The organism is Microbacterium sp. NPDC058389 (assembly GCF_042722305.1).
Taxonomy (GTDB): Bacteria; Actinomycetota; Actinomycetes; order Actinomycetales; family Microbacteriaceae; genus Microbacterium.
On sequence record NZ_JBHXJQ010000022.1, the window covers coordinates 15,920 to 36,643 of the forward strand.

The 20,724-nt window shown below is 72.2% G+C and carries 20 protein-coding genes; 3 read left to right on the plus strand and 17 right to left on the minus strand.

Annotated elements, in window-relative coordinates:
- The first annotated feature begins 38 nt into the window (after nucleotides 1–38).
- Nucleotides 39–854 (plus strand): LLM class flavin-dependent oxidoreductase, encoded by an 816-nt coding sequence (locus ACFWJ8_RS19735; protein WP_378814757.1) that lies wholly within the window; start codon nucleotides 39–41, stop codon nucleotides 852–854.
- Nucleotides 855–1,449: 595 nt separating this feature from the next.
- Here the strand turns inward: ACFWJ8_RS19735 and ACFWJ8_RS19740 are convergent.
- The 14 genes from ACFWJ8_RS19740 to ACFWJ8_RS19805 all read right to left on the minus strand — a co-directional run bounded on the left by ACFWJ8_RS19740 (nucleotide 1,450) and on the right by ACFWJ8_RS19805 (nucleotide 15,167).
- The gene (locus ACFWJ8_RS19740; protein WP_378814759.1) at nucleotides 1,450–2,211 is read right to left on the minus strand and encodes an enoyl-CoA hydratase/isomerase family protein; all 762 of its coding nucleotides are present in this window, start codon (nucleotides 2,209–2,211) and stop codon (nucleotides 1,450–1,452) included.
- Nucleotides 2,212–2,220: 9 nt separating this feature from the next.
- Nucleotides 2,221–3,414, minus strand: coding sequence for a 1,2-phenylacetyl-CoA epoxidase subunit PaaE (paaE, locus tag ACFWJ8_RS19745; protein ID WP_378814761.1), 1,194 nt, complete (start codon nucleotides 3,412–3,414; stop codon nucleotides 2,221–2,223).
- Nucleotides 3,414–3,953 (minus strand): 1,2-phenylacetyl-CoA epoxidase subunit PaaD, encoded by a 540-nt coding sequence (gene paaD / locus ACFWJ8_RS19750; RefSeq protein ID WP_378814763.1) that lies wholly within the window; start codon nucleotides 3,951–3,953, stop codon nucleotides 3,414–3,416. Before paaD ends, paaE begins: the two co-directional genes overlap by 1 nt.
- A gap of 44 nt (nucleotides 3,954–3,997) precedes the next feature.
- The gene (gene paaC, locus ACFWJ8_RS19755) at nucleotides 3,998–4,879 is read right to left on the minus strand and encodes a 1,2-phenylacetyl-CoA epoxidase subunit PaaC (protein ID WP_378814765.1); all 882 of its coding nucleotides are present in this window, start codon (nucleotides 4,877–4,879) and stop codon (nucleotides 3,998–4,000) included.
- Between the two features lie 56 nt (nucleotides 4,880–4,935).
- Nucleotides 4,936–5,259: a 1,2-phenylacetyl-CoA epoxidase subunit PaaB gene (gene paaB, locus ACFWJ8_RS19760; protein ID WP_378814812.1), complete on the minus strand. Its 324-nt coding sequence runs from the start codon at nucleotides 5,257–5,259 to the stop codon at nucleotides 4,936–4,938.
- On the minus strand, nucleotides 5,259–6,224 hold the full coding sequence (gene paaA / locus ACFWJ8_RS19765) for a 1,2-phenylacetyl-CoA epoxidase subunit PaaA (protein ID WP_378814767.1): 966 nt from the start codon (nucleotides 6,222–6,224) through the stop codon (nucleotides 5,259–5,261). The genes paaB and paaA overlap by 1 nt, the downstream gene beginning before the upstream one ends.
- Before the next feature lie 82 nt (nucleotides 6,225–6,306).
- A complete protein-coding gene (paaI, locus tag ACFWJ8_RS19770) occupies nucleotides 6,307–6,723 on the minus strand; it encodes a hydroxyphenylacetyl-CoA thioesterase PaaI (protein ID WP_378814769.1) in 417 nt (138 codons plus the stop codon).
- Nucleotides 6,720–8,852 carry a phenylacetic acid degradation bifunctional protein PaaZ gene (gene paaZ, locus ACFWJ8_RS19775; protein ID WP_378814771.1) on the minus strand — a complete coding sequence of 711 codons (2,133 nt, stop codon included), beginning with the start codon at nucleotides 8,850–8,852 and terminating at the stop codon, nucleotides 6,720–6,722. Before paaZ ends, paaI begins: the two co-directional genes overlap by 4 nt.
- Nucleotides 8,842–9,702, minus strand: a complete 861-nt coding sequence (locus tag ACFWJ8_RS19780; RefSeq protein ID WP_378814773.1) for a 3-hydroxyacyl-CoA dehydrogenase family protein — start codon at nucleotides 9,700–9,702, stop codon at nucleotides 8,842–8,844. The genes paaZ and ACFWJ8_RS19780 overlap by 11 nt, the downstream gene beginning before the upstream one ends.
- Nucleotides 9,699–10,454: an enoyl-CoA hydratase/isomerase family protein gene (locus ACFWJ8_RS19785; protein WP_378814775.1), complete on the minus strand. Its 756-nt coding sequence runs from the start codon at nucleotides 10,452–10,454 to the stop codon at nucleotides 9,699–9,701. The genes ACFWJ8_RS19780 and ACFWJ8_RS19785 overlap by 4 nt, the downstream gene beginning before the upstream one ends.
- Nucleotides 10,455–10,502: 48 nt before the next feature.
- The gene (locus ACFWJ8_RS19790; RefSeq protein WP_378814777.1) at nucleotides 10,503–11,726 is read right to left on the minus strand and encodes an ROK family protein; all 1,224 of its coding nucleotides are present in this window, start codon (nucleotides 11,724–11,726) and stop codon (nucleotides 10,503–10,505) included.
- A gap of 69 nt (nucleotides 11,727–11,795) precedes the next feature.
- Nucleotides 11,796–12,797: a sugar phosphate isomerase/epimerase family protein gene (locus tag ACFWJ8_RS19795; RefSeq protein WP_378814779.1), complete on the minus strand. Its 1,002-nt coding sequence runs from the start codon at nucleotides 12,795–12,797 to the stop codon at nucleotides 11,796–11,798.
- Nucleotides 12,798–12,845: 48 nt separating this feature from the next.
- Nucleotides 12,846–14,003, minus strand: a complete 1,158-nt coding sequence (locus ACFWJ8_RS19800; protein ID WP_378814814.1) for a Gfo/Idh/MocA family protein — start codon at nucleotides 14,001–14,003, stop codon at nucleotides 12,846–12,848.
- Nucleotides 14,004–14,117: 114 nt separating this feature from the next.
- The gene (locus ACFWJ8_RS19805; protein WP_378814781.1) at nucleotides 14,118–15,167 is read right to left on the minus strand and encodes a substrate-binding domain-containing protein; all 1,050 of its coding nucleotides are present in this window, start codon (nucleotides 15,165–15,167) and stop codon (nucleotides 14,118–14,120) included.
- 199 nt (nucleotides 15,168–15,366) lie between these two features.
- Here ACFWJ8_RS19805 and ACFWJ8_RS19810 point away from each other — a divergent pair, with 199 nt between their 5' ends.
- Together ACFWJ8_RS19810 and ACFWJ8_RS19815 are read left to right on the plus strand one after the other, a co-directional pair.
- Complete coding sequence (locus tag ACFWJ8_RS19810) at nucleotides 15,367–16,887, plus strand: sugar ABC transporter ATP-binding protein (protein ID WP_378814783.1); 1,521 nt, start codon at nucleotides 15,367–15,369, stop codon at nucleotides 16,885–16,887.
- Nucleotides 16,884–17,933 (plus strand): ABC transporter permease, encoded by a 1,050-nt coding sequence (locus ACFWJ8_RS19815; RefSeq protein ID WP_378814785.1) that lies wholly within the window; start codon nucleotides 16,884–16,886, stop codon nucleotides 17,931–17,933. Before ACFWJ8_RS19810 ends, ACFWJ8_RS19815 begins: the two co-directional genes overlap by 4 nt.
- A gap of 85 nt (nucleotides 17,934–18,018) precedes the next feature.
- On the opposite strand, the gene ACFWJ8_RS19820 is transcribed toward ACFWJ8_RS19815, so the two are convergent.
- The 3 genes from ACFWJ8_RS19820 to ACFWJ8_RS19830 all read right to left on the minus strand — a co-directional run bounded on the left by ACFWJ8_RS19820 (nucleotide 18,019) and on the right by ACFWJ8_RS19830 (nucleotide 20,650).
- Nucleotides 18,019–19,254 carry an ROK family protein gene (locus ACFWJ8_RS19820; protein WP_378814787.1) on the minus strand — a complete coding sequence of 412 codons (1,236 nt, stop codon included), beginning with the start codon at nucleotides 19,252–19,254 and terminating at the stop codon, nucleotides 18,019–18,021.
- A 103-nt stretch (nucleotides 19,255–19,357) separates the two neighbouring features.
- Nucleotides 19,358–19,954, minus strand: coding sequence for a hypothetical protein (locus ACFWJ8_RS19825; protein ID WP_378814789.1), 597 nt, complete (start codon nucleotides 19,952–19,954; stop codon nucleotides 19,358–19,360).
- 108 nt (nucleotides 19,955–20,062) lie between these two features.
- Nucleotides 20,063–20,650: a hypothetical protein gene (locus ACFWJ8_RS19830; RefSeq protein ID WP_378814791.1), complete on the minus strand. Its 588-nt coding sequence runs from the start codon at nucleotides 20,648–20,650 to the stop codon at nucleotides 20,063–20,065.
- Nucleotides 20,651–20,724 lie beyond the last annotated feature (74 nt).

The following is a 20,724-nucleotide window of genomic DNA, read 5'->3' on the forward strand; positions in this document are numbered from 1 at the left end:
CGGATGTGCCGGAGCCGGACGCCGACGAGCATGGGGGCATGACCTCCTTCCGATTCGGCGTCGTGACCGGCGCCCATGGCGATGCCCGGGCGTGGGGCGAGACGGCACGGCGCATCGAGAACGACGGATTCTCGGCACTGCTCGTGCCCGACACGCTCTACACCCCCTCCCCCTTCCTCGCCCTGTCGGTCGCCGCGACCGCGACCGCGACCCTGCGCCTGGGAACGTGGGTGCTCGCGGCACCGCTGCGCAGCCCCGCGAGCACCGTCCGCGACACCCGCACACTGGTCGAGCTCTCGGGCGGGCGGTTCGAACTCGGCCTGGGTGCGGGACGACCGCAGGGTGAGGCGGATGCCGTCGCCCTCGGTGTGCCGTGGGGCTCGGGCCGGGAGCGCGTCGATCAGGTCGAGGCGACGATCGGGGCCGTGCGCGCCGCTCTCGGCGACAGCCTGCCGCTGACGCTCGCCGCGGGTGGCGACCGCATGATGCGCCTGGCCGGACGCCACGCTCAGACGGTCGCTCTGCCCGTCCCGCCGCACGCCGACATCGCGGCGGTCGCCGAGGTCGCCGACCGGGTGCGCGCGGCCACCGGCCCCGACCGGCCGCCGGTCGAACTGTCGCTGCAGATCGCCGGCGTCGGCGACGCGGTGCCCGAGTGGCTGCGCCGCAGCGCGGGCCTCACGCCCGAGTCCTTGCGCGAGGCGCGCGCCGTCGCCGCGCTGTCGGGCGACGTCGCGCGCGACGCCGACGCGCTGCGCACGCTCCGCGACGAGACGGGCGTGTCGTTCTTCACGGTGCCTGACGAGCTCTCGGCGCCCCTCGCGCCGCTGGTGGCCGAGCTCACCGGCCGCTGATCGGCAGGTCCGGGTCACCGCGCCTCGCTTCGTCTCGCTGGCGCTCGCTCAGCGACCGACCCCCGGATGCTGAAGCAGGCGCGGCGAACCACAACTCGGCCCTCGCGCGGCACGGTCCCTGCCACAGCCCCGTCGAGCGACCGCCCCCGGACGCTGAGCGAGCGAGGAACGAGCGAGACGAAGCGCCACCCGGGCCGCCCCGGCACAGCCCCCGTCGAGCGACCGGCCCCGGACGCTGAGCGAGCGAGGAACGAGCCAGACGAAGCGCCACCCGGGCCGCCACGGCACGGGTTCTCCCACAGCCCCCCTCGAGCGACCGGCCCCGGACGCTGAGCGAGCGAGGAACGAGCCAGACGAAGCGCAACCCGGGCCGCCGCGCGGCACGGGTTCCCCCACAGCCCCCGTCGAGCGACCGCCCCGGACGCTGAGCGAGCGAGGAACGAGCCAGACGAACGCCACCCGGGCCGCCGCGCAGCACAGGTGCCGCCGCACCACGCTTCGTCTCGCTGGCGCTCGCTCAGCGACCGGCCCCGGACGCTGAGCGAGCGAGGAACGAGCGAGACGAAGCGCCACCCGGGCCGCCGCGCGGCGCGGGTCAGTCGCCTCGGAAGACGGGCTTGCGCCTGTCCTGGAAGGCGGCGAACCCTTCGCGGTAGTCGGCGGTGGCGCGCAGCGCCTCCTGGCCGCGGGACTCCTCCGCGACGGCATCCCACAGCCGCTCGTCGCGCAGGCGGGCGACGAGCCGCTTCGACGCGGCGAATGCGGCCGTCGGCCCCTCGGCGGTGACGGCGGCGCGCTCGCGGGCGAACGCCAGCAGCCCGTCGGCGGGCACCGCCCGGCTGAACAGACCTGCGGCGACTGCGTCGGCGCCCGACAGGAGCTCACCGGTGAAGATGAGGTCGAGCGCCCGGTGCGCGCCGAGCCTCTCCACGAACAGCGCGTGCGCGCCCGAGTCAGGCATCGCACCGAGGTTCGCGAACGGCGAGCCGACCTTGGCGTTCTCAGCGACGTACACGACGTCCGACGCGATCGCGAGACCGAGGCCAACGCCGAGGCACGCGCCCTGCACGGCCGCGAACGTCGGTACCGGGAACCCGGCGATCCGTCGCATGACCTGCTCGACGGCATCCAGGTACTCCGGCACGTCGTCGGTCCCGGGGTCGACTCCGGCGATGTCGCGCCCGGCGCAGAAGGCACGCCCCTCACCGCGCAGCACCAGTGCGCGAACCCCGGATGCCGCGGCCCGCGCGTACGCGTCGTCCAGCTGCCGCAGTGCCTCCAGCGACAGCGCGTTGAGCCTGTCAGGCGCATTCAGCGTGACCTCGCCGACGGCGCCGTCGGTCGCGAGCTCGATCATGGTGACCTCCTAGACGTCGTAGTCGACCACGACGGCATCGGTCGTGGGGTGCGACTGGCACGTGAGCACGTAGCCGCGCTCGAGCTCGTCGGGCTCGAGCGCATAGTTCTCGGTCATCGTGACCGACCCTTGCAGCAGGCGCGCGCGGCACGTGCCGCACACACCGCCCGCGCACGCGAACGGCACGTCGGGACGCACGTGCAACGCCGCGGTCAGAATCGATTCGTGCGCGGCGACAGGGCTGTCGACCGACTGCGACTGCCCATCGAGGGTGAACTCGATGCGGGTGACGGGCTCGTCCTCGCCGATCACGACCGGCACCCCGGCGCCGGGTTCGTCGCGAGGACCGTCGGCCGGCGTGAACAGCTCGTACCGCACATGCGCGGCGTCCACGCCGAGATCGTCGAGGGTGTCACGGCACAGCTGCACCAGCGGGAACGGACCGCACAGGAACCATTCGTCCACGGTGTCGGGCAGCACGAGGTCGTCGAGGATGCGGCGCAGTCGCGGCTCGTCGAGGCGCCCCGACAGCAGCGGCGCCGTGCGCTGCTCGCGTGAGAGCACATGGTGCAGGGCCAGTCGCGTCGGGTAGCGGTCCTTGAGGTCGGAGAGGTCGTCGAGGAACATCACGTCGAGACTCGAGCGGTTCGTGTACACGAGCGTGAAGCGCGACGTGGCCGAGCGGGCGAGCACGGTCGCGGCGAGCGCCATGAGCGGCGTGATGCCCGACCCCGCGGCGATGCCGGCGACGTGGGCACCGTCGAGGTCGGCGAGCGTCGACGTGAACGAGCCCTGCGGATTCATGACGTCGAGCTCGTCGCCGACCTTCAGCCCGGTCTGCGCCCACGTGGAGAAGCGCCCGCCGGTGTCGCGCTTGATCGCGATGCTGATCGTGCGGGGGCCGTCGCCGCCGCCCGCATCCACGGCACGGCACAGCGAGTACGAGCGCCGCACCTCGCGGCCGTCGAGCATCGCGCGCAGCGCGACGTGCTGTCCGGCGAGGTAGTCGAACTGGTCGCGCACCTCCTCGGGGACGGTGAACGTGACCTCGATGGCGTCGTCGGTCAGCGGCCGCACGGCCGCGACCCGGAGGGTGTGGAACCTGCCGCGACGCCGGCTGCCGTGCGGACCGCCCACGGCCGCGGTCAGCAGGGCTTCGGCGATGCGCTCGCGCTCGGCCTGCGCGAGCTCGTCGGCCACCATCAGTGCACCTTGAAGTGGTCGAAGGGCTCGAGGCACGCGCGGCACTCGTACAGCGCCTTGCACGACGTCGACCCGAACCGGGCGATCTCCCTCGTGTCGAGCGAGCCGCAGTGCGGGCACCGCACGGCCAGTCGCACCGGGATCGGCCCTGCCACTGCGCGGCGCCCGGTCGGCGGCGCGATGCCGTACTCGCGCAGCTTGTGCTTGCCGGCATCCGTCATCCAGTCCGTGGTCCACGCGGGAGCGAGCACGAGCCGCACGTCGACGTGCGCGAACCCGTCGGCCGTGAGCGCCAGCACGAGGTCGTCGCGGATGGTGTCCATGGCGGGGCACCCCGAGTAGGTCGGCGTGATCGTCACGGACACGCGGTCGCCGTCGACGTCGACGGCGCGCAGCACCCCGAGGTCCTCGATCGTGAGGACGGGGACCTCAGGATCGAGGACGGATGCCGCGACCTCCCACGCGCGCTCGCCCACCACGTGCCGACCGCCGTCCACCGCGTGCCGACCGCCGCCCACCGCGTGCCGACCGCCGTCCATCGGCTGCTGAACTCCACCCAGCGGTTGCTGAGCCTGTCGAAGCATCACCACGTCACCCCCGGATGCTGCCGCGCGAGCACCTGCATCTCGGCGAGCAGGTACCCGAGCGTCGGGAAATGGGAGCCGTGACGCCCTCCGGCGGACGACATCGGCCCGCCGGGGAGCTCCAGCGCGGCCTGGGCGAACACCGCCGCGATCACGGCGTCGAACCCCGGCTGCAGCGACGACGGCCGCGCGGCGACGCCGTCGAGGCGGTCGGTGAGCGGATCATCGAGGAACAGCTCCCCCACGTAGGGCCACACGTCCCCCACGGCGCGCACGATGCGCCGGCGGGACTCGTCGGTGCCCCCGGCGAGCCGCAGCGTCCACTGCACAGCGTGATCGCGGTGGTACTCGACCTCCTTGACGGCCTTGGCGGCGATCGCGGCCAGCGTCTCGTCGGACGACCCCTGCAGCGCGGTGTACAGCTCGAACAGATACGTGGATGCCGCCAGCTGACGCGCGATCGTCTGCGCGAAGTCCCCGTTCGGCTGCTGGAACAGCCACGCGCAGCGGAACTCGGGCTCGTCCCGCCAGTACGCGAGGTCGTCCTCGCTGCGGCCGTCGTACGTCCCCGCGTATCGCAGGAACGACCGGGCGTGCCCGAGCAGGTCGAGGGCGATGTTGCCGAGGGCGACGTCCTCTTCGAGCTCGGGGGCGCGCGCGATCCACGCGCCGAGCTGCTGAGACAGGATCAGCGCGTCGTCGCCGAGCCACAGCGCGTATTCGGCGACGTCCGCCGATTCGGCACGCCCCTCGCCGCCGGCGAGCTCGGCCGAGAGCGCGACCTCGTCGACCGTGACCTCGCCGTGCGGGTCCTGCGGTCCGCCGGGGTCTCGCTGATCGTCTCGAGCGGTTTGGGGCGCGTGCGCTCCGTCGGGGCGCACGACTCGCGCCCCGACGGACGTCTCGCGCCCCGAACCGGGGAGTTCGGATGCGGTCGTCACAGGTGCGGCACCCCCTCCGACGCCGTGTAGTACGACGCGTGCCGATAGTTCTTGCCCGCGGGGCTCTCGAAGAAGGCGCCCTTGGAATCGGGATCGCTCGTGGTGATGGCATCGGCGGGCACGACCCAGATCGACGTGCCCTCGCCGCGGCGCGTGTACAGGTCGCGCGCGTTGCGCAGCGCGAACTCGGCGTCGGGCGCATGCAGCGACCCGGCGTGCACATGGCTGAGCCCGCGCCCCGCCCGCACGAACACCTCCCACAGCGGCCAGGTCTCGCGGTGCTCGGCGGGTGAGCCTGTCGAACCGCCCGGGGTCGTCATCACGCCGCCTCCTCGTGTCGTGCGACCTGCTGCTTGCGCGCGTACTCGGCGGCGGCCTCCCGCACCCACGCGCCGTCCTCGTGGGCGTTGCGACGGTTGCGGATGCGCTCGGCGTTCATCGGCCCGCGGCCGGAGAGCACCTCGTGGAACTCGGTCCAGTCGATCTCGCTGGTGTGCCAGCGCCGGGCGTCGGCATCCCATCGCAGCTCGGGGTCGGGGAGCGTCACGCCCAGCACCTCGGCCTGAGGCACCAGCATCCCGATGAACCGCTGGCGCAGGTCGTCGTTCGAGAAGCGCTTGATCTTCCATGCCATCGACTGCGCCGAGTTGGGCGACTCGTCGTCGGGCGGCCCGAACATCATGAGGCTCGGCCAGTACCAGCGGTCCACGGCGTCCTGCGCCATCTCGCGCTGCGCGGGCGAGCCCTGCATGAGGGTCAGCAGGATCTCGAACCCCTGCCGCTGGTGGAACGACTCCTCCTTGCAGATGCGCACCATCGCCCGGCCGTAGGGCCCGTACGATGCGCGGCACAGCGGCACCTGGTTGCAGATCGCGGCCCCGTCGACGAGCCAGCCGATCGCGCCCATGTCGGCCCACGTCGGCGTCGGGTAGTTGAAGATCGACGAGTACCGGGCGCGGCCCTCGATGAGCTGCTCGGTCATCTCGTCGCGCGTGATGCCGAGGGTCTGCGCGGCCGAGTAGAGGTACAGTCCGTGCCCCGCCTCGTCCTGCACCTTCGCCATCAGGATCGCCTTGCGCTTGAGGCTCGGCGCGCGCGTGATCCAGTTGCCCTCGGGCTGCATCCCGATGATCTCGGAGTGCGCGTGCTGCGAGATCTGCCGGATCAGCGTCTTGCGATAGGCCGCCGGCATCCAGTCCCGCGGCTCGATGCGCGAGTCGGCCTCGATGATCGCGTCGAACGCCGCCTGGGCGTCCGCCTCGTCGATCAGCATCTCGGTCGTCATCGTCGACTCCGTTCGATTCCTGTGTCCGCGCCTTCGGCTCCAGCGCCTGCCGAAGGATTACAGACCGTTCGTTCAGTAAAGTCTACGCCGTCCGCCGCGTGGTGAGCGAGCGGCCGCGGAACTCCGCCACGACGTCGCCCGTCTCGTCCGTCACCGTCACGTCGTAGAGGCCGGTGCGGCCCGTCACGGCACGGCGGCGCGCGTGCGCGGTCAGCGTCTGGCCGGCGTAGGTGGCCTTGAGAAAGGAGATGTCGGCCCCCGCGGCGACCGTCACGGAGGCGTCTTCATTGCACGCCATGGCGAACGCGGTGTCGGCGAGCGCGAACACGATCCCACCGTGGGTGATCGCGAACCCGTTCGTCATGTCGTCCCGCACCCGCATGGACACGACCGCCTCTCCCGGTTCGTCGCGCTCGACGGACATGCCCATCGCGGCCGACGCCCGGTCGCGCCGGAGCATGTCGCGCTGCCCCGCGAAGTGCTCGGCCGGATCGGTCACGGCGTCACCGCCGCTTCTGCGGTGCGGGATGCCGCGCCGCCGGCTGGGCCCTCGTCCCAGGTCTTCGCGACGAGGGTGAGCACGTCGTACGTCGCGACGATCTCGTCGCGCTGGTTGAGGAGCACCGCGTCCCAGCGCACCTCGCCGTACTCGTCGGTCTCGCGCGGCGTGATCTGCTTCGCGGTGAGCACGACGCGCACCTCGTCGCCCGGTGACACCGGGGTGACGAAGCGGAGGTCCTCGAGGCCGTAGTTGGCGAGCACGGGACCGGGCGCCGGGTCGACGAACAGCCCGGCCGCCCACGACACGAGCAGGTAGCCGTGCGCGACGCGGCCCGGGAAGAACGGGTTGGCGGCCGCCGCCTGCTCGTCCATGTGCGCGTAGAACAGGTCCCCGGTGAAGTGCGCGAACGTCTCGATGTCGTCGAGCGTGACCGCGCGCAGCGGCGACGCGAACTGGTCGCCGATCCGCAGTTCGGCGAGCGACTTGCGGAACGGGTGCCGGTCGGAGCGGGATGCCGCCCCCTGATGCCATACGCCGGTCAGCGCCGTGAGCATCGCGGGCGAGCCCTGCACGGCCGTGCGCTGCATGTGGTGCAGCACGGCGCGGATGCCGCCGAGCTCCTCGCCGCCGCCGGCGCGACCGGGTCCACCGTGGACGAGGTGCGGCACCGGCGCGCCGTGCCCCGTCGACGTGCGGGCGTCGTCGCGGTCGAGGAACAGGAGGCGCCCGTTGAACGCCGCGGTGCGCGCGAGCAGCGTGGCGGCGACAGCCGGGTCGGCGGTGGCGACGCTCGTGACGAGCGACCCACCGCCGCGGCCCACGAGGTCGGCGGCCTCGTCGACGGTGCGGTAGGCGAGGACGCTCGCGACGGGACCGAACGCCTCGATGTCGTGGACGGCGTCGGGCAGCGCGGCCGCGTCGCCTTCGAAGCCGATCACGAGGGGCGCCACGAACGCGCCCTCGGGGGCGGGACCGGTCGAGCCGTCGGCGCGCACCACGTCGGGCGCCGCAGTCGTGCCGAGCACGACACGGCCGCCGGCGGCCTCCAGCGCGGCGACGGCGCGCAGCACCTCGTCGCGCTGAGCGAGTGAGACGAGCGGGCCCATCGTGACCCCTTCGGCGTGCGGGTCGCCGACCACGACACGCTGGGCGATCTTGTCGCGCAGCGCCTCGACGAGCGGCTGGACGACGGCTTCGGGCACGATCGCGCGCCGGATGGCCGTGCACTTCTGACCGGCCTTCGTCGTCAGCTCGATCAGGAGCTGCGTGAGGTAGGCGTCGAACTCGGGCGTGCCCGGCACGGCGTCGGGGCCGAGCACGGACGCGTTGATGGAGTCGGTCTCGCTCGTGAACCGCACGCCGGGCGCCGCCTGCTGCCGGAGCCGGGACGCGGTCGACGCGCTGCCGGTGAAACCGACGAGGTCACCCAGGCCGAGGTGGTCGAACAGGCCGGGCACGGCTCCGCTCACCAGCTGCAGCGAGCCGGCGGGCAGGCGTCCGGTCTCGACGAGGATGCGCACCCACGCCTCGGCGATGTAGGCCGTCGGCGTCGCGGGCTTGACGACGCTGGGCACGCCCGCGAGGAACGCCGGCGCGAACTTCTCCAGGGCGCCCCACATCGGGAAGTTGAAGGCGTTGATCTGCACCGCGACGCCGGGCAGCCGCGTGTACACGTGGCGGCCGAGGAACGAGCCGTCCTTCGCCAGCGACTCGACCGGGCCGTCGAGGTACACCTGCGCGTTGGGCAGCTCGCGACGGCCCTTCGACGCGTAGGTGAAGAGCACGCCGATGCCGCCGTCGACGTCGTTGAGCGAATCGCGCACCGTCGCGCCGGCGCGCTTGGACAGCTCGTGCAGCTCCTCCTTGCGGGCGGTCAGCGCGATCGCGAACTCCTTGAGCAGCAGTGCCCGCTGGTGGAACGTGAGCGCGCCGAGGCTCGCCTGCCCGACGGTGCGCGCGTACTCCAGCGCACCGGCGAGGTCGATGCCGTCGGTGCTGACGCGGGTCACGACCTCGCCGGTCGAGGCGTCGAGCACCGGGATGCCGGCGGCCCCGGCATCCGGAGTCCACCACCGGTCGCGCAGGTAGCTGGGGAGGATGTCGGTCCCCGTCGACTCAATCGCCATGTTCGCTCCATTCGTAGAAGCCGCGGCCGCTCTTGCGGCCGAGATGTCCGTCGGCGACGAGGCGCCGCAGCAGGTCCGGAGGCGCGAACCGGTCGCCCAGTTCCCGGTGCAGCTCTTCCGCGATGCCCAGTCGCACGTCGAGCCCCACGATGTCGGTGGTGCGGAGCGGGCCGACGGGATGCCGGTACCCCAGCTCCATCGCCGCGTCGATGTCGGCCGCGCTCGCGACGCCCTCTTCGAGCATGCGGATCGCCTCCAGTCCGAGCGCGACTCCGAGGCGGCTGGACGCGAAGCCGGGGCTGTCGCGCACGACGATCGCCGTCTTGCCGAGCGCCTCGACCCACGCACGGGCGTCCTCGACGAGGCGAGGTCCGGTCGCCGAGCCCGTGACGACCTCGACGAGCTGCGACGCCGGCACCGGGTTGAAGAAGTGCAGGCCGACGAACCGCTCCGGCCGCGCGAGCTGCGCCGCGAGCTCGTCGATCGAGAGCGACGACGTGTTGGTCGCGAGCGCCGCGTCCGGCGCCACCACCGCCTCCGCCCGCGAGAGCGCGTCGACCTTGAGGGCACGATCCTCCGGCACCGCCTCGATGACGAGCCCGCAGCCGGCGAGCGCAGCGACGTCGGTCGCCGTCGCGACCGCGCGCGCGAGCTCGTCGGCCGTGCGGTCGGTCGCGCCGCGTTCGACGCTGCGCCGCAGGCTGTCGGAAAGACGAGTGGATGCCGCCCCCGCCGCGTCCGCGTCGCGCTCCACGACCACCACGTGGGCGCCCGCGAGCACGAAGGCATGCGCGATCCCCGCTCCCATGCGCCCTCCGCCGATCACTCCGACGCGCTCGGGAACACTCATCGGCTCCGCCTCTCGAGGAACGCCGTCATGCGGCGCTGCTTCTCGGGGCTCTCGAACAGCTCGGCCTGCAGCTCGAGGTCGATCTCGGGGTGCGCGGCGGGCGGCGCGAGCAGCGCGGTCTTGGTGTGCCGGGTCGCGAGCGGGTCGTTGCGGGCGATGCGGTCGGCGAGCGCGTGGGCGGCCGCGAGCAGGTCGCCGGGCTCGAACAGCGACGACACGAGCCCCCAGTCGACGGCGGTGGCGGCATCCAGGATCCGGCCCGTCAGCAGCATCTCGGCGGCGCGCCCCTCGCCGACGATCTCGCACAGCCGCCAGGTGGCGCCCGCGGCGGCGATGATGCCGAGGCCCGTCTCGGGGTTGCCGATCTGCAGGCGCGGGGTGCCGATGCGGATGTCGGCGGCGTACGCGAGCTCCGCTCCCCCGCCGAGCGCGTGCCCGTCGATCGCCGCGATCACCGGCATCGGCAGGTTGCGGACGCGCTGGAACGCCCGCGTGTTGATGCCGCGACGCGCATCGGGGGCGCGCCGCTCGCGCAGCTGCGCGATGTCGGCGCCGGACGCGAACACCCCGCCCGCGCCGATGAGGATCAGCGTGCGGGGGTCGCGCTCCAGCTCGGTGCACACGTCGTGCAGCGCGTCGATCGTGCGCTGGTCGATCGCGTTGCGCACCTCGGGTCGCGACAGGGTCGCCACGACCCGGTCGGCGCGGCGCTCGACGACGAGCGGCAGCTCATTCCGGATCGGCATCGGCATCCTCTCGATCCACACGGCACGGGCGTGCCGGGGTGCGATGCCGTCATATTACCTGACCGATCGTTCGGTATTAAGACTCCGCAGCCGCATCGGGTCCTCGATGAGGGGCTGGATCAGCATCTCGGCCGCACCGATCAGCAGGATGTCCTCGCCGAGCGACGTCGACACGATCTCGAGATCGCTGAGCCCGCCCGGCAGGGTGGCGCCCGCCGCCTCCTTCATCGCGTCGGGGCCGACGGCATCCAGCAGCGCGGCGAGGAAGCCGCCGAGCACGATCGTCTGCGGGTTGAGCGAGTTGACGATCGTGCGCAGCGCCGTGCCGATGTACGCCAGCTGCCGGGCGATCTCGTCGCGGACCGGGCCCGAGCCCGATCGCCACGCCGCCGCCAGGACATCGCCCAGCGCACCGCGCTCGTCGTCGGCGCCCAGTACGTCGACGAGGCGCCCGCGCCGCACCTCGGTCTCGAGGCATCCGATCGCTCCGCAGTGGCAGCGCTCACCCTGGGAGTTCACGAGCGTGTGCCCGAACTCGCCGGCGTGACCGCTGTGCCCGCCCAGCAGGTGCCCGTCGATCGTGATCCCGCTGCCGATGCCGCTCGCGCCGCCGTTGAGGTACACGACGACGCCCGACCGGCGCGCCGCCCCGAAGATGCTCTCGGCGACGACGCCGCAGTTGGCGTCGTTCGCCGCCGCGACCGGGAACCCGGTCGCCTGCTCGACGAGCGCGCCCACCGGCTCGTCACGCCACCCGAGGTGGGGCGCGAGCAGCACCGTGCCGTCGGACTCGCGCACCAGCCCCGGCACCGCGACGGCCACGCCGAGCAGCCGCCGCGCGTCGTCAGGCCCGGTCAGACCCTCGACGATCACCGCCACGATGTTGACGAACTCCTCCACCGTCGGCACGTGGTGGTTGCGATAGCGGATGCGCCGGAGGATCCGCCCGCCCATCGCCACCACGCCCACGTCGATCGCATCGACCTCGGGGTTGACCGCGATCACGACGCTCGAGTCCGACGCGCCGAGCTGGGCGCTGGGGCGCCCGACCTTGCGCGTGCGCGCGGCGTCGAACTCGTCGAGCAGGCCGTTGTCGCGGAGCTCCCCGACGAGGCCGCCCACGGTCGACCGGTTGAGCCCGGTCGCACGTGTGATGTCGGCGCGCGACAGCGGCCCTTCGTGGTGGATCAGGCGCAGGACCTGCGTCAGGTTCTGGCGGCGCAGGTCATCGAGCGTGGCTCCGGGAGCCACCGGGACGTCATCGGTCGAATACACCATGGGCCGCCCCTCCGTGATCGCCGCGGGCTGCAGGAGCGCGCCTCGTCGGCGCGACTGCCGGCCTCACGCTCAGCGGCTGCTGAACGCCGCGTCGAAGGCCGCCTGCGGGGCCGCGAACGCGTTCCGGCGGACGAACTCCAGCGCCTCCGGGGCGCCGAGGAGCCGGTCCATGCCCGCGTCCTCCCATTCGACCGAGATGGGCCCTTCATACCCGATGCTGTTCAGCGCGCGGAACGCCGCCTCCCACGGCACGTCGCCGCGCCCGGTCGAGACGAAGTCCCACCCGCGCCGGAGGTCCGCCCACGCGAGGTGCGACCCGAGCCGCCCGTTGCGGCCGTTGCCCAGGTTGAGCTTCACGTCCTTGCAGTCGACGTGATAGATCCGGTCGCTGAACTCGAGGATGAAGTCGACGGGATCCAGCTGCTGCCACATGAAGTGCGACGGATCCCAGTTGAGCCCGAACGCCTCACGGTGGCCGATCGCCTCCAGCGTGCGGACGGTCGTCCAGTAGTCGTAGGCGATCTCGCTCGGGTGCACCTCGTGCGCGAACCGCACCCCCACTTCGTCGAACACGTCGAGGATCGGATTCCAGCGGTCCGCGAAGTCCTGGTACCCCGCGTCGACGGCCTGCTGCGACACCGGCGGGAACATCGCCACGTACTTCCAGATGCTCGATCCGGTGAAGCCGATGACGGTCTTCACACCGAGCTTCGCCGCCAGCCGGGCGGTGTTCTTCATCTCCTCGGCCGCGCGCTGACGCACGCCCTCCGGGTCGCCGTCGCCCCACACGCGGTCGGACACGATGTCGTGGTGACGCTCGTCGATGGGGTCGTCGCACACCGCCTGGCCCTTCAGGTGGTTCGAGATCGCCCACACGCCCAGGCCGTGGCGCTCGAGGATGTCGAGCCGGCTCTGCACGTACGCGTCGTCGTCCCACCGCCAGGGGTCGAGATGGTCCCCCCAGCACGCGAGCTCCAGCCCGTCGTAGCCCCACTCGGCGGCGAGGCGCGCGACCTCTTCGAGCGGCAGGTCGGCCCACTGGCCGGTGAACAGGGTGATCGGTCGCGTCATCGCGGTGTCCTTCCGTTGGTGTCGTTCGGGGTATCGGTGGCGCCGGCGTCAGCCGACGGCGGTCCACAGTCCGCGGTCGGCGGAGCTGCGCCCGACCGCGTCGAGCACGCGCTGCACATGCAGGCCGTCGGCGAACGACGGCTCGGGCTCCGTGCCGCCGGCGATGGCCGTCACGAGGTCGACCACCTGGTGCGAGAACCCGTGCTCGTAGCCGAGCATGTGGCCGGCCGGCCACCACGGGGCGAGATAGGGATGCTGGTGCTCGGTGACGAGGATCGTCCGGAAGCCCTGCTCGTCGGCGGGCAGCGTCGCGTCGTAGAAGTCGAGCTCGTTGAGGCGCTCGAGGTCGAAGGCGAGGGCGCCGAGCGAGCCCGACACCTCGATCGTGAGGGCGTTCTTGCGGCCGGTGGCGAATCGCGTCGCCTCGAACGAGCCGAACGGCGCGAATCCGCCGCCGGGCGCGGCGAAGCGGCCGGAGAACACGGCGACGTCATCGACGGTGACCGGTCCGCGCTCGGCGGTGGCGGTGCCCGACAGGCCGACACCTTCGCCCATGAGCGGGCGCTCGGCGACGACCGTGTCGACGGTGCCCGAGATGCTGTCCAGGCGCAGCCCCGTGACGTACTCCGCGAGGTCGACGGCGTGCGCGCCGATGTCGCCGAGGGCGCCGGACCCGGCGCGCTCCTTCTGCAGGCGCCACGTGAGGGGAGCCTCTGCGTCGATCAGCCAGTCCTGCCGGTACGCGGCGCGCACCTGGCGGATCTCGCCCAGCCGGCCGGCCGCGACGAGCTGGCGCGCGAAGGCGGTGGCCGGCACCCGCCGGTAGGTGAAGCCCACCATCGAGCGGACGCCTCGAGCGGCCGCCCGGGAGGCGGCATCCGCCATCCGCTCGGCTTCCGCGACGGTGTTGGCGAGAGGCTTCTCGCACAGTACGTGCTTGCCGGCCTCGAGCGCGGCGATCGCGATCTCGGCGTGCGTGTCGCCCGGGGTCACGATGTCGACGATGTCGATGTCGTCGCGGGCGACGACCTCGCGCCAGTCCGTCGCCGACTCGGCCCAGCCCCACTTGCCGGCGGCCGCGGCGACCGCCGTCGCGTCCCTCCCGACGACGACCTGCATCGCGGGGTCGAGCGGGAGGTCGAAGAATCGGGGCGCGACGCGCCACCCCTGCGAGTGGGCGGCGCCCATGAAGCCGTAGCCGATCATGGCGACGCGGAGGTTCTCGGTCATGTGAAGTCTCTCGTGTGACGGGTCGGCGCGGACGGGTCCGGGTCGAGGGGCGGGGGCGCCCGGAACAGTCCGGGCGCCCCCACGGGTCGATCAGGACGCGAAGGCGAGATCGATGTACTGGTCGACGTTGTCCTTCGTCACGACGGGCGCGTCGAGCACGATGCGGTTCGGGACGCTGGGCGTGATCAGGTCGCTCATCGTCTTGCCCTGCGCGATGAGTCGCGCCAGCGCGATGCCGTCGGCGGCCTGCGTGGACGGGTAGATGATGGTGGCCTTCAGCACGGAGCTGTCGTCCTGGATGAGCTCCATCGCGTTCTTCGAGCCGGCGCCGCCGACCATGAAGAACTCGTCGCGGCCGGCCGCGTCGATGGCGGCGAGCACGCCGATGCCCTGGTCGTCGTCGTGGTTCCAGATGGCGTCGATGTGCGGGTTGGCCGCGAGCAGCTGCGAGGTCGCCGACTCGCCGCCCTGGACGGTGAAGTCGGCGGCGACGCGCGGGCCGACCTCGAGGCCGCAGTCCTCGAGCGCGTCCTTGAAGCCCTGCGAGCGGTCCTGCGTGAGCGGCAGCGAGTCGATGCCTGCGATCTCGGCCACCACGGCGTCGCTCTTGCCGTCCAGCTGCTCGCAGATGTAGGTGCCGGCGCTCACGCCCATGCCGTAGTTGTCGCCGAGCACGGTCGTGCGGGCGGCGAACGGGCTCGAGAACTCGCGGTCGACGTTGATGACCGGGATGCCGGCGTTCATGGCCTTGATCGCGACCTCGGTGAGCGCCGCGCCGTCCGACGGGAGCAGGACGATCGCGTCGACGCCGTCGTTGATGAACGTCTCGACGGCGGCGATCTGTGCGCTGGCGTCGTTGGTGCCCTCGGCGACGCGGAAGTCGACGTCGTCGAAGCTGTCGGCGGCGGCCTGCGCCCCCGAGTTGATCGCGCCGAGCCAGCCGTGGTCGGCGGCGGGGCCCGAGAAGCCGATGACGACAGTGTCGCCCGACGACGCGTTCTCCTCGCTGCTCGTGCCCTGGTCGACGACGTCGCCCTCGTCCGCGCCGGTGCCGGTGCATCCCGCGAGCAGTCCGATCGCCAGGAGCGATGCGCTCGCGCCGAACGCGAGGCGCCGGCCGAGTGTGTGCTGTCTTGCCATGCTGTCTCTCCCTTGAGGTAGGTGCAAAGCGCCGCCGCGTCCCGTTCGGTTGGGCTCGCCGCAAATGGCGTTAGTCGCAACATATCCACGAACTCGACCGCTGTCCAGTGATCGTTTCTCCTCGGCGTTTCCCGCCCGCCGTCATAAATGGCGCGGATGGACGGTGCGTGACGGCATCCGGTTCTGATATGTTGCCGCCATGATCAAAGTCGACCATGATCCACCCCTCCTCACGGTCCGGGGCGTGACGAAGGCCTTCGCCGGCGTGCAGGCGCTCCGCGGTGTCGACCTCGAAGTCCGCGCCGGCGAGGTGCACTGCATCCTCGGCCAGAACGGCGCGGGCAAGTCGACGCTCATCAAGACGCTCGCGGGCGTGCACCGTCCCGACGACGGCGAGATCGTGTGGAACGGGGAGGTCGTCGAGATCGCCGATCCCGAGGCCGCCATCGACCTCGGCATCGCCACGATGTACCAGGAGCTCGACGTCGTCGACGGTCTGACGATCGCCGAGAACATCTTCCTCGGGCACGAACTGTCGCGCGCCGGCTTCTCACGGCGCAGCGAGGCAGCGACGCAGACCCGGGCCCTGCTGAAGCGGCTCGGGCACGCCAACCTGTCGCCGCACGCCGAGGTGGGACAGCTCTCGGCGGCGAACAAGCAGATCGTCTCCATGGCGCGCGCGCTGTCGCACGACATCAAGCTCATCATCATGGACGAGCCCTCGGCGGTGCTCGACACCGAAGAGGTCAAGAACCTGTTCCACGTCGTCCACGAGCTCACGGGCGCCGGGATCGCGGTCGTGTACATCACCCATCGGCTCGAAGAGATCCGGCAGATCGGCGACCGCATCTCGGTGCTCAAGGACGGTCGCAGCATGGCCACCGGACTGAGCGTCGCCGACACCCCGACCAGCGAGCTCATCACGCTCATGACCGGCCGTGCGGTCGAGAACGTGTTCCCGCCTGCGACGCCGATCCCCGCCGACTCCCCCGTCGTGCTGCAGGTGGAGAACCTCAGCCTCACCGGCGTCTTCGACGACGTCTCGTTCTCGGTGCGCGCCGGCGAGATCCTCGGCCTGGCGGGCCTCGTCGGCTCGGGACGCTCCGAGATCCTCGAGGCGATCTACGGCGCCCGTCGGCCGCAGAACGGCAGCGTGGCGGTGGCCGGCACGACGCTGCGGCGCGGGTCGGTCGTCAGGGCGGTCGCCGCCGGCGTCGGCCTGTCGCCCGAGGAGCGCAAGAGCCAGGGCCTCGTGCTCGACGAGCCGATCTTCAAGAACGTCACACTGTCGTCGTTCGCCCGCTTCGCCAAGGCCGGCTTCCTCGACGAGCGCCGCGAGCGCGCGGTCGCCCGCGAGCAGATCGAGGCGCTCGGGCTCCGCCCGCCCGACCCCGACCGCGCCGCGCTGACGCTCTCGGGCGGCAACCAGCAGAAGATCCTGCTGGCGCGCTGGCTGGTCCACGGCACCCGCGTGCTGCTGCTGGACGAACCCACCCGTGGCGTGGACGTCGGCGCCCGGGCAGACATCTACGTCCTCATCCGCCGGCTGGCCGCGGCGGGCAACGCGGTCGTCATCGTCTCCAGCGAGATCCCGGAGGTGCTCGGCCTCGCCGACACCGTCGTGGTCGTCGCCGACGGACGCGTCCTGAACACCCTCCCCGCCTCCGAGATCGACGAGCACGGCGTGCTCGACCTCGTCATGAAAGGAACAGCCGCGTGAGCGAGCAGACCACCCGAGTCGAGACCGCGTCGGCGGATGCCGCACCCCCGAGCCCGCCCGCAGCGAAGAAGTCCGGCATCCGACGTGTCCTGTCGGGGCCGGTCGGCCGCAACCTCGGGCTCGTCATCGCCCTGCTGCTCATCGTCCTCGTGGGGGCGATCACCGCCGGCGACACGTTCACGAGCATCAACAACGTGCTGACGATCCTCCGGCAGGCGTCGATCATCGGCGTCGTATCGATCGGCATGACCCTCGTCATCATCTCGGGCGGCATCGACCTCTCGGTCGGTGCGGTCGTCGGCCTCGCGTCGGTGGTCGCGACGCTCGCCGCGGTGCAGGACTTCGTCGACCAGACGCACTGGATCTTCCTCGTCATCGTCGCGATCGCGGTGGGCGTGGGCGCCGGCCTGATCAACGGCATCGTGATCGCCTACGGCAAGGTCGTCGCCTTCATGGCGACCCTGGCGATGCTCGTCGCCGCCCGGGGGCTCGCCGAGATCATCGCCAACCGCCGCACGCTCGTGCTCGAAGACCGCGGCTTCATCAACTTCATGAACGCCGACATCATCGGCGTCGACATGCTGATCTGGATCTTCGCGCTCGTCGCGGTGGGCGGCTGGCTGCTGCTGAACCGCACGACCTTCGGCCGTCGCACCGTGGCGATCGGCGGCAACCGCGAAGCGGCGCGGCTCGCGGGCATCGACGTCAAGCGTCACATCATGTGGATCTACGCGATCTCGGGGCTCACGGCCGGCATCGCCGCGGTCATGATCCTCGGCCGGACGACGGCTGGCACGTCGACCCACGGCACCCTGTGGGAGCTCGACGCGATCGCGGCGGTGGTCGTCGGCGGCACGCTGCTCGCCGGCGGACGCGGCACGATCACCGGAACGGTGTTCGGCGTCCTCATCTTCCAGACCCTCAACAACGTGTTCGTGCAGAACAACCTGTCGTCGTCGGTGCAGGCGGTCGCGAAGGGCGTCATCATCGTCGTGGCGGTGCTGCTGCAGCAGCGGTTCGCGAAGCCGACGGGCCGAGGAGACTGACGCCCGCTGCCACCCCCTGCCGAACGCCGTCCTCCGGGGCGGCGTTCTGCGTGCGAGGCGGGCGTGCGCCGCGCGTCGCAGGACGTCAGGAGCCGACGGCGGCCACGACCGCCCGGGAGCGCGCGAACGCCGCCGGGTCGGCGAGGATCGACGCGAACGCGAGCTCCGCGGCGCCGATGAGCAGGTTGTCGCGGCCGAGGCTCGACGCCACGATCCGCACGTCGGTCCCCGACCCGGGAAGCGCCGTCGCGCGGACGCGCTGTTCGAGGCGCTCCCCGCCGACGCGCTGGAGAGTCGCGAGGAAGCCGCCGAGGATCACGAGACGCGGGTTGAGGGCGTTGACGATGTTCCGCAGCGCCACCGCCAGGTAGTCCACCTGACGGTGGACCTCGTCGCGGGCCTCGGCCGAGGTCTCGTAGGCGGCCTCGAGCAGCTCGTCGAGGCGGGCGGGATCGGCGGCCCCGGCCACGGCCATCAGACGGCTGCGGTCGACCTCGGTCTCGAGGCATCCCACCGCACCGCAGTGGCACGCGCGGCCGTTCGACTCGACCAGGGTGTGGCCGAGCTCGCCGCCGTAGCCGTCGGCGCCGCCGAGGTGCTCGCCTCCCACCACGATGCCGCCGCCGATGCCGCTCGCGCCGCCGTTGAGGTACACGATCTCGCGCTCGCCGATGCCCGCGCCGAACGCGGCCTCGGCGATCACACCGCAGCTGGCGTCGTTGCCGGCGGACACCGGCTGATCGACGGCCTCGGCGAGCATGCCGGCCAGCGGCACGTCGGTCCACGCGAGGTGCGGCGCCAGCTTGACGACGCCGTCCGCGGCGTTGACCAGGCCCGGGACGGCGAGGCCGACGCCGACGATGCGGTGCTCGGGCTCGAGCGAGGGCAGCATGCCGCCGAGGACGGCCGCGGCGACCTTCACCATCTCGGTGGGTGTGGGCTCGCGCTCGTTCTCGTAGCGGACGATGCGCAGCACCCGGCCGCCCATGCCCACGAGGCCGATCGTCAGGGCGTCGAGCTCGGGGTTGACGGCGATCGCGAGGAAGCGGTCCGAGGGCGTGATGACCGAGCTCGGGCGGCCGATGCGCTTGGTGTCGGCGGGTTCCGAGACCGTGACGAGCCCCAGCGTCTCGAGCTCGGTGACGATGGTGGCCACGGTCGAGCGGTTCAGCCCCGTCGCCCGCGTGATGTCGGCGCGCGACAGGGACCGACTGGAGTGGATCAGCTCGAGGACCGTCGACAGGTTGCCGCGACGCAGGTCGTCGAGGTTGCTCCCCCGCTTGGGCGCGGTCGGTGCCGGCTGGTCATGCCCGTCGTACAAGGCCACCTCCGCGGGAAGCAAATTAATCTGCACTCACACAATACTCCGTGGAGTCCCGCGGCCCGTGTGGGCCCCGATCCCGCCGAAGCGGGAGGGGATGCCGTCAGCGCGGCGTCGATGCACGCACCCGGCGCGCCCGCAGCAGCGCGGCGGCGACACCGGCGGCGACCGCCACCGCGACGACCACGCCGCCGGCCAGCAGCAGCCCGTCGGGTCCCGACGCGGTCTCGGCGGCGACAGGTGCGGCATCCCCCGCCGCCTCGTCGGCGTGCTCGTCCACGACGACGTCGGCGAGCACGACGTCGGTGGGGAAGCTCTTCTCGAAGACGACCGGATCGGTGACGCGGACGATCAGCTCCCACTGCCCCTCGCCGAACGCGCCCGGCTCCGCCTGCCAGATGCCGACCCCCTGGCTCGCGGACGACAGCGCGATCGGCCCGACGGTCTCCCCTGTGGACGAGCGACCCTCGACGGTCGCGGCGACGAGCGCCTCGACCGGGTGCCCGTCCTCGACGTACGCGAACGACACGTAGACGCCGCCCTCGCCGTCCTGTCCGAGCTGAGCGTCGATGTCGCCGCCGTGCGCCCGCGCGGGCGAGGCCACGAGGACGAGCAGGGCGGCCAGCAGCAAGGCGGCGAGCGCGGCCGCCGTGGCGGCGAGGTGCGACCGCGAAGCGGAAGCGGGGGCTGAGTGGGTCATGATCCTCCGTCGGTCGTGAGCTCCGGGGTGTGCGCACGGGCTGCGGCCGGAGCAGGGCCGCAGGACGTGCGGGGCCGGGCGACGCGCATCGCCCGGCCCCGCAGCGCTCTACTCGAACAGCGACAGCGTCAGCACCGAGCGATAGCTGCCCGGCGCGACGGTCGCGGCGGTGCGGAGGGCGAGGTCGGCCGTGGCTGTCCACTGCCCTTCCTCCGCGATGGCGCCGGAGTCCGCCGCCATGGCGAGCAGCTCCTGGTCGACGAGGCCGACGGCGTCGTCCCCCTCGTCGAGCACGGTGTCGACCGGGTCGCCCTCGGACACGAGGCCCGAATCGCCGCCGTCGACGAGCCGCGGCGTCCAGCCGAGGTGCCCGGCGTCGATGTCGGGCTGACCGGCGTCGCCGATGAACGCCGTCGCCGATCCCATGACCGTCCACGAGACCCCCGCGGGGATCTCGTCGGGCGTGCGGGTGTCGGTGACGGTGACCTGGGGCAGCGTGCCCGTGAACTGTCGCACGAGGGCGGTCGACCCGTCCTCGACGAGGTTCACCGAGCCCGCCGCCACCGACATCGCCAGCACTCCCGGCTCGTCGATCTGGGCGATCTCGACGGTCACGTCGATGTCCTGGTCGCCCTCGTCGGCGGCCGCGGCCGCGCCGGCGACACCGGCGAGCACGATCGCTCCCGCAGTGACCATCGCGCATCTGGCGAAAAGCTCTCCCCTGCGCATTCCTTCTCCTTCGGGTAGTCCGGTGCACTGCACCGGGGTGG

Bases quoted from the DNA above. Each gene is read 5' to 3' on its own strand.
- ACFWJ8_RS19830 (WP_378814791.1), bottom strand. From the start codon at position 20,650: ATGGTCACTGCGGGAGCGATCGTGCTCGCCGGTGTCGCCGGCGCGGCC.
- paaZ (WP_378814771.1), bottom strand. From the start codon at position 8,852: ATGGCGATTGAGTCGACGGGGACCGACATCCTCCCCAGCTACCTGCGC.
- paaA (WP_378814767.1), bottom strand. From the start codon at position 6,224: ATGACGACCGAGATGCTGATCGACGAGGCGGACGCCCAGGCGGCGTTC.
- ACFWJ8_RS19735 (WP_378814757.1), top strand. From the start codon at position 39: ATGACCTCCTTCCGATTCGGCGTCGTGACCGGCGCCCATGGCGATGCC.
- paaD (WP_378814763.1), bottom strand. From the start codon at position 3,953: ATGGACGGCGGTCGGCACGCGGTGGGCGGCGGTCGGCACGCGGTGGAC.
- ACFWJ8_RS19785 (WP_378814775.1), bottom strand. From the start codon at position 10,454: ATGCCGATGCCGATCCGGAATGAGCTGCCGCTCGTCGTCGAGCGCCGC.
- ACFWJ8_RS19800 (WP_378814814.1), bottom strand. From the start codon at position 14,003: ATGATCGGCTACGGCTTCATGGGCGCCGCCCACTCGCAGGGGTGGCGC.
- ACFWJ8_RS19795 (WP_378814779.1), bottom strand. From the start codon at position 12,797: ATGACGCGACCGATCACCCTGTTCACCGGCCAGTGGGCCGACCTGCCG.
- ACFWJ8_RS19740 (WP_378814759.1), bottom strand. From the start codon at position 2,211: ATGATCGAGCTCGCGACCGACGGCGCCGTCGGCGAGGTCACGCTGAAT.
- ACFWJ8_RS19810 (WP_378814783.1), top strand. From the start codon at position 15,367: ATGATCAAAGTCGACCATGATCCACCCCTCCTCACGGTCCGGGGCGTG.
- ACFWJ8_RS19780 (WP_378814773.1), bottom strand. From the start codon at position 9,702: ATGAGTGTTCCCGAGCGCGTCGGAGTGATCGGCGGAGGGCGCATGGGA.
- paaE (WP_378814761.1), bottom strand. From the start codon at position 3,414: ATGGTGGCCGACGAGCTCGCGCAGGCCGAGCGCGAGCGCATCGCCGAA.
- ACFWJ8_RS19790 (WP_378814777.1), bottom strand. From the start codon at position 11,726: ATGGTGTATTCGACCGATGACGTCCCGGTGGCTCCCGGAGCCACGCTC.
- ACFWJ8_RS19825 (WP_378814789.1), bottom strand. From the start codon at position 19,954: ATGACCCACTCAGCCCCCGCTTCCGCTTCGCGGTCGCACCTCGCCGCC.
- paaB (WP_378814812.1), bottom strand. From the start codon at position 5,259: ATGACGACCCCGGGCGGTTCGACAGGCTCACCCGCCGAGCACCGCGAG.
- ACFWJ8_RS19805 (WP_378814781.1), bottom strand. From the start codon at position 15,167: ATGGCAAGACAGCACACACTCGGCCGGCGCCTCGCGTTCGGCGCGAGC.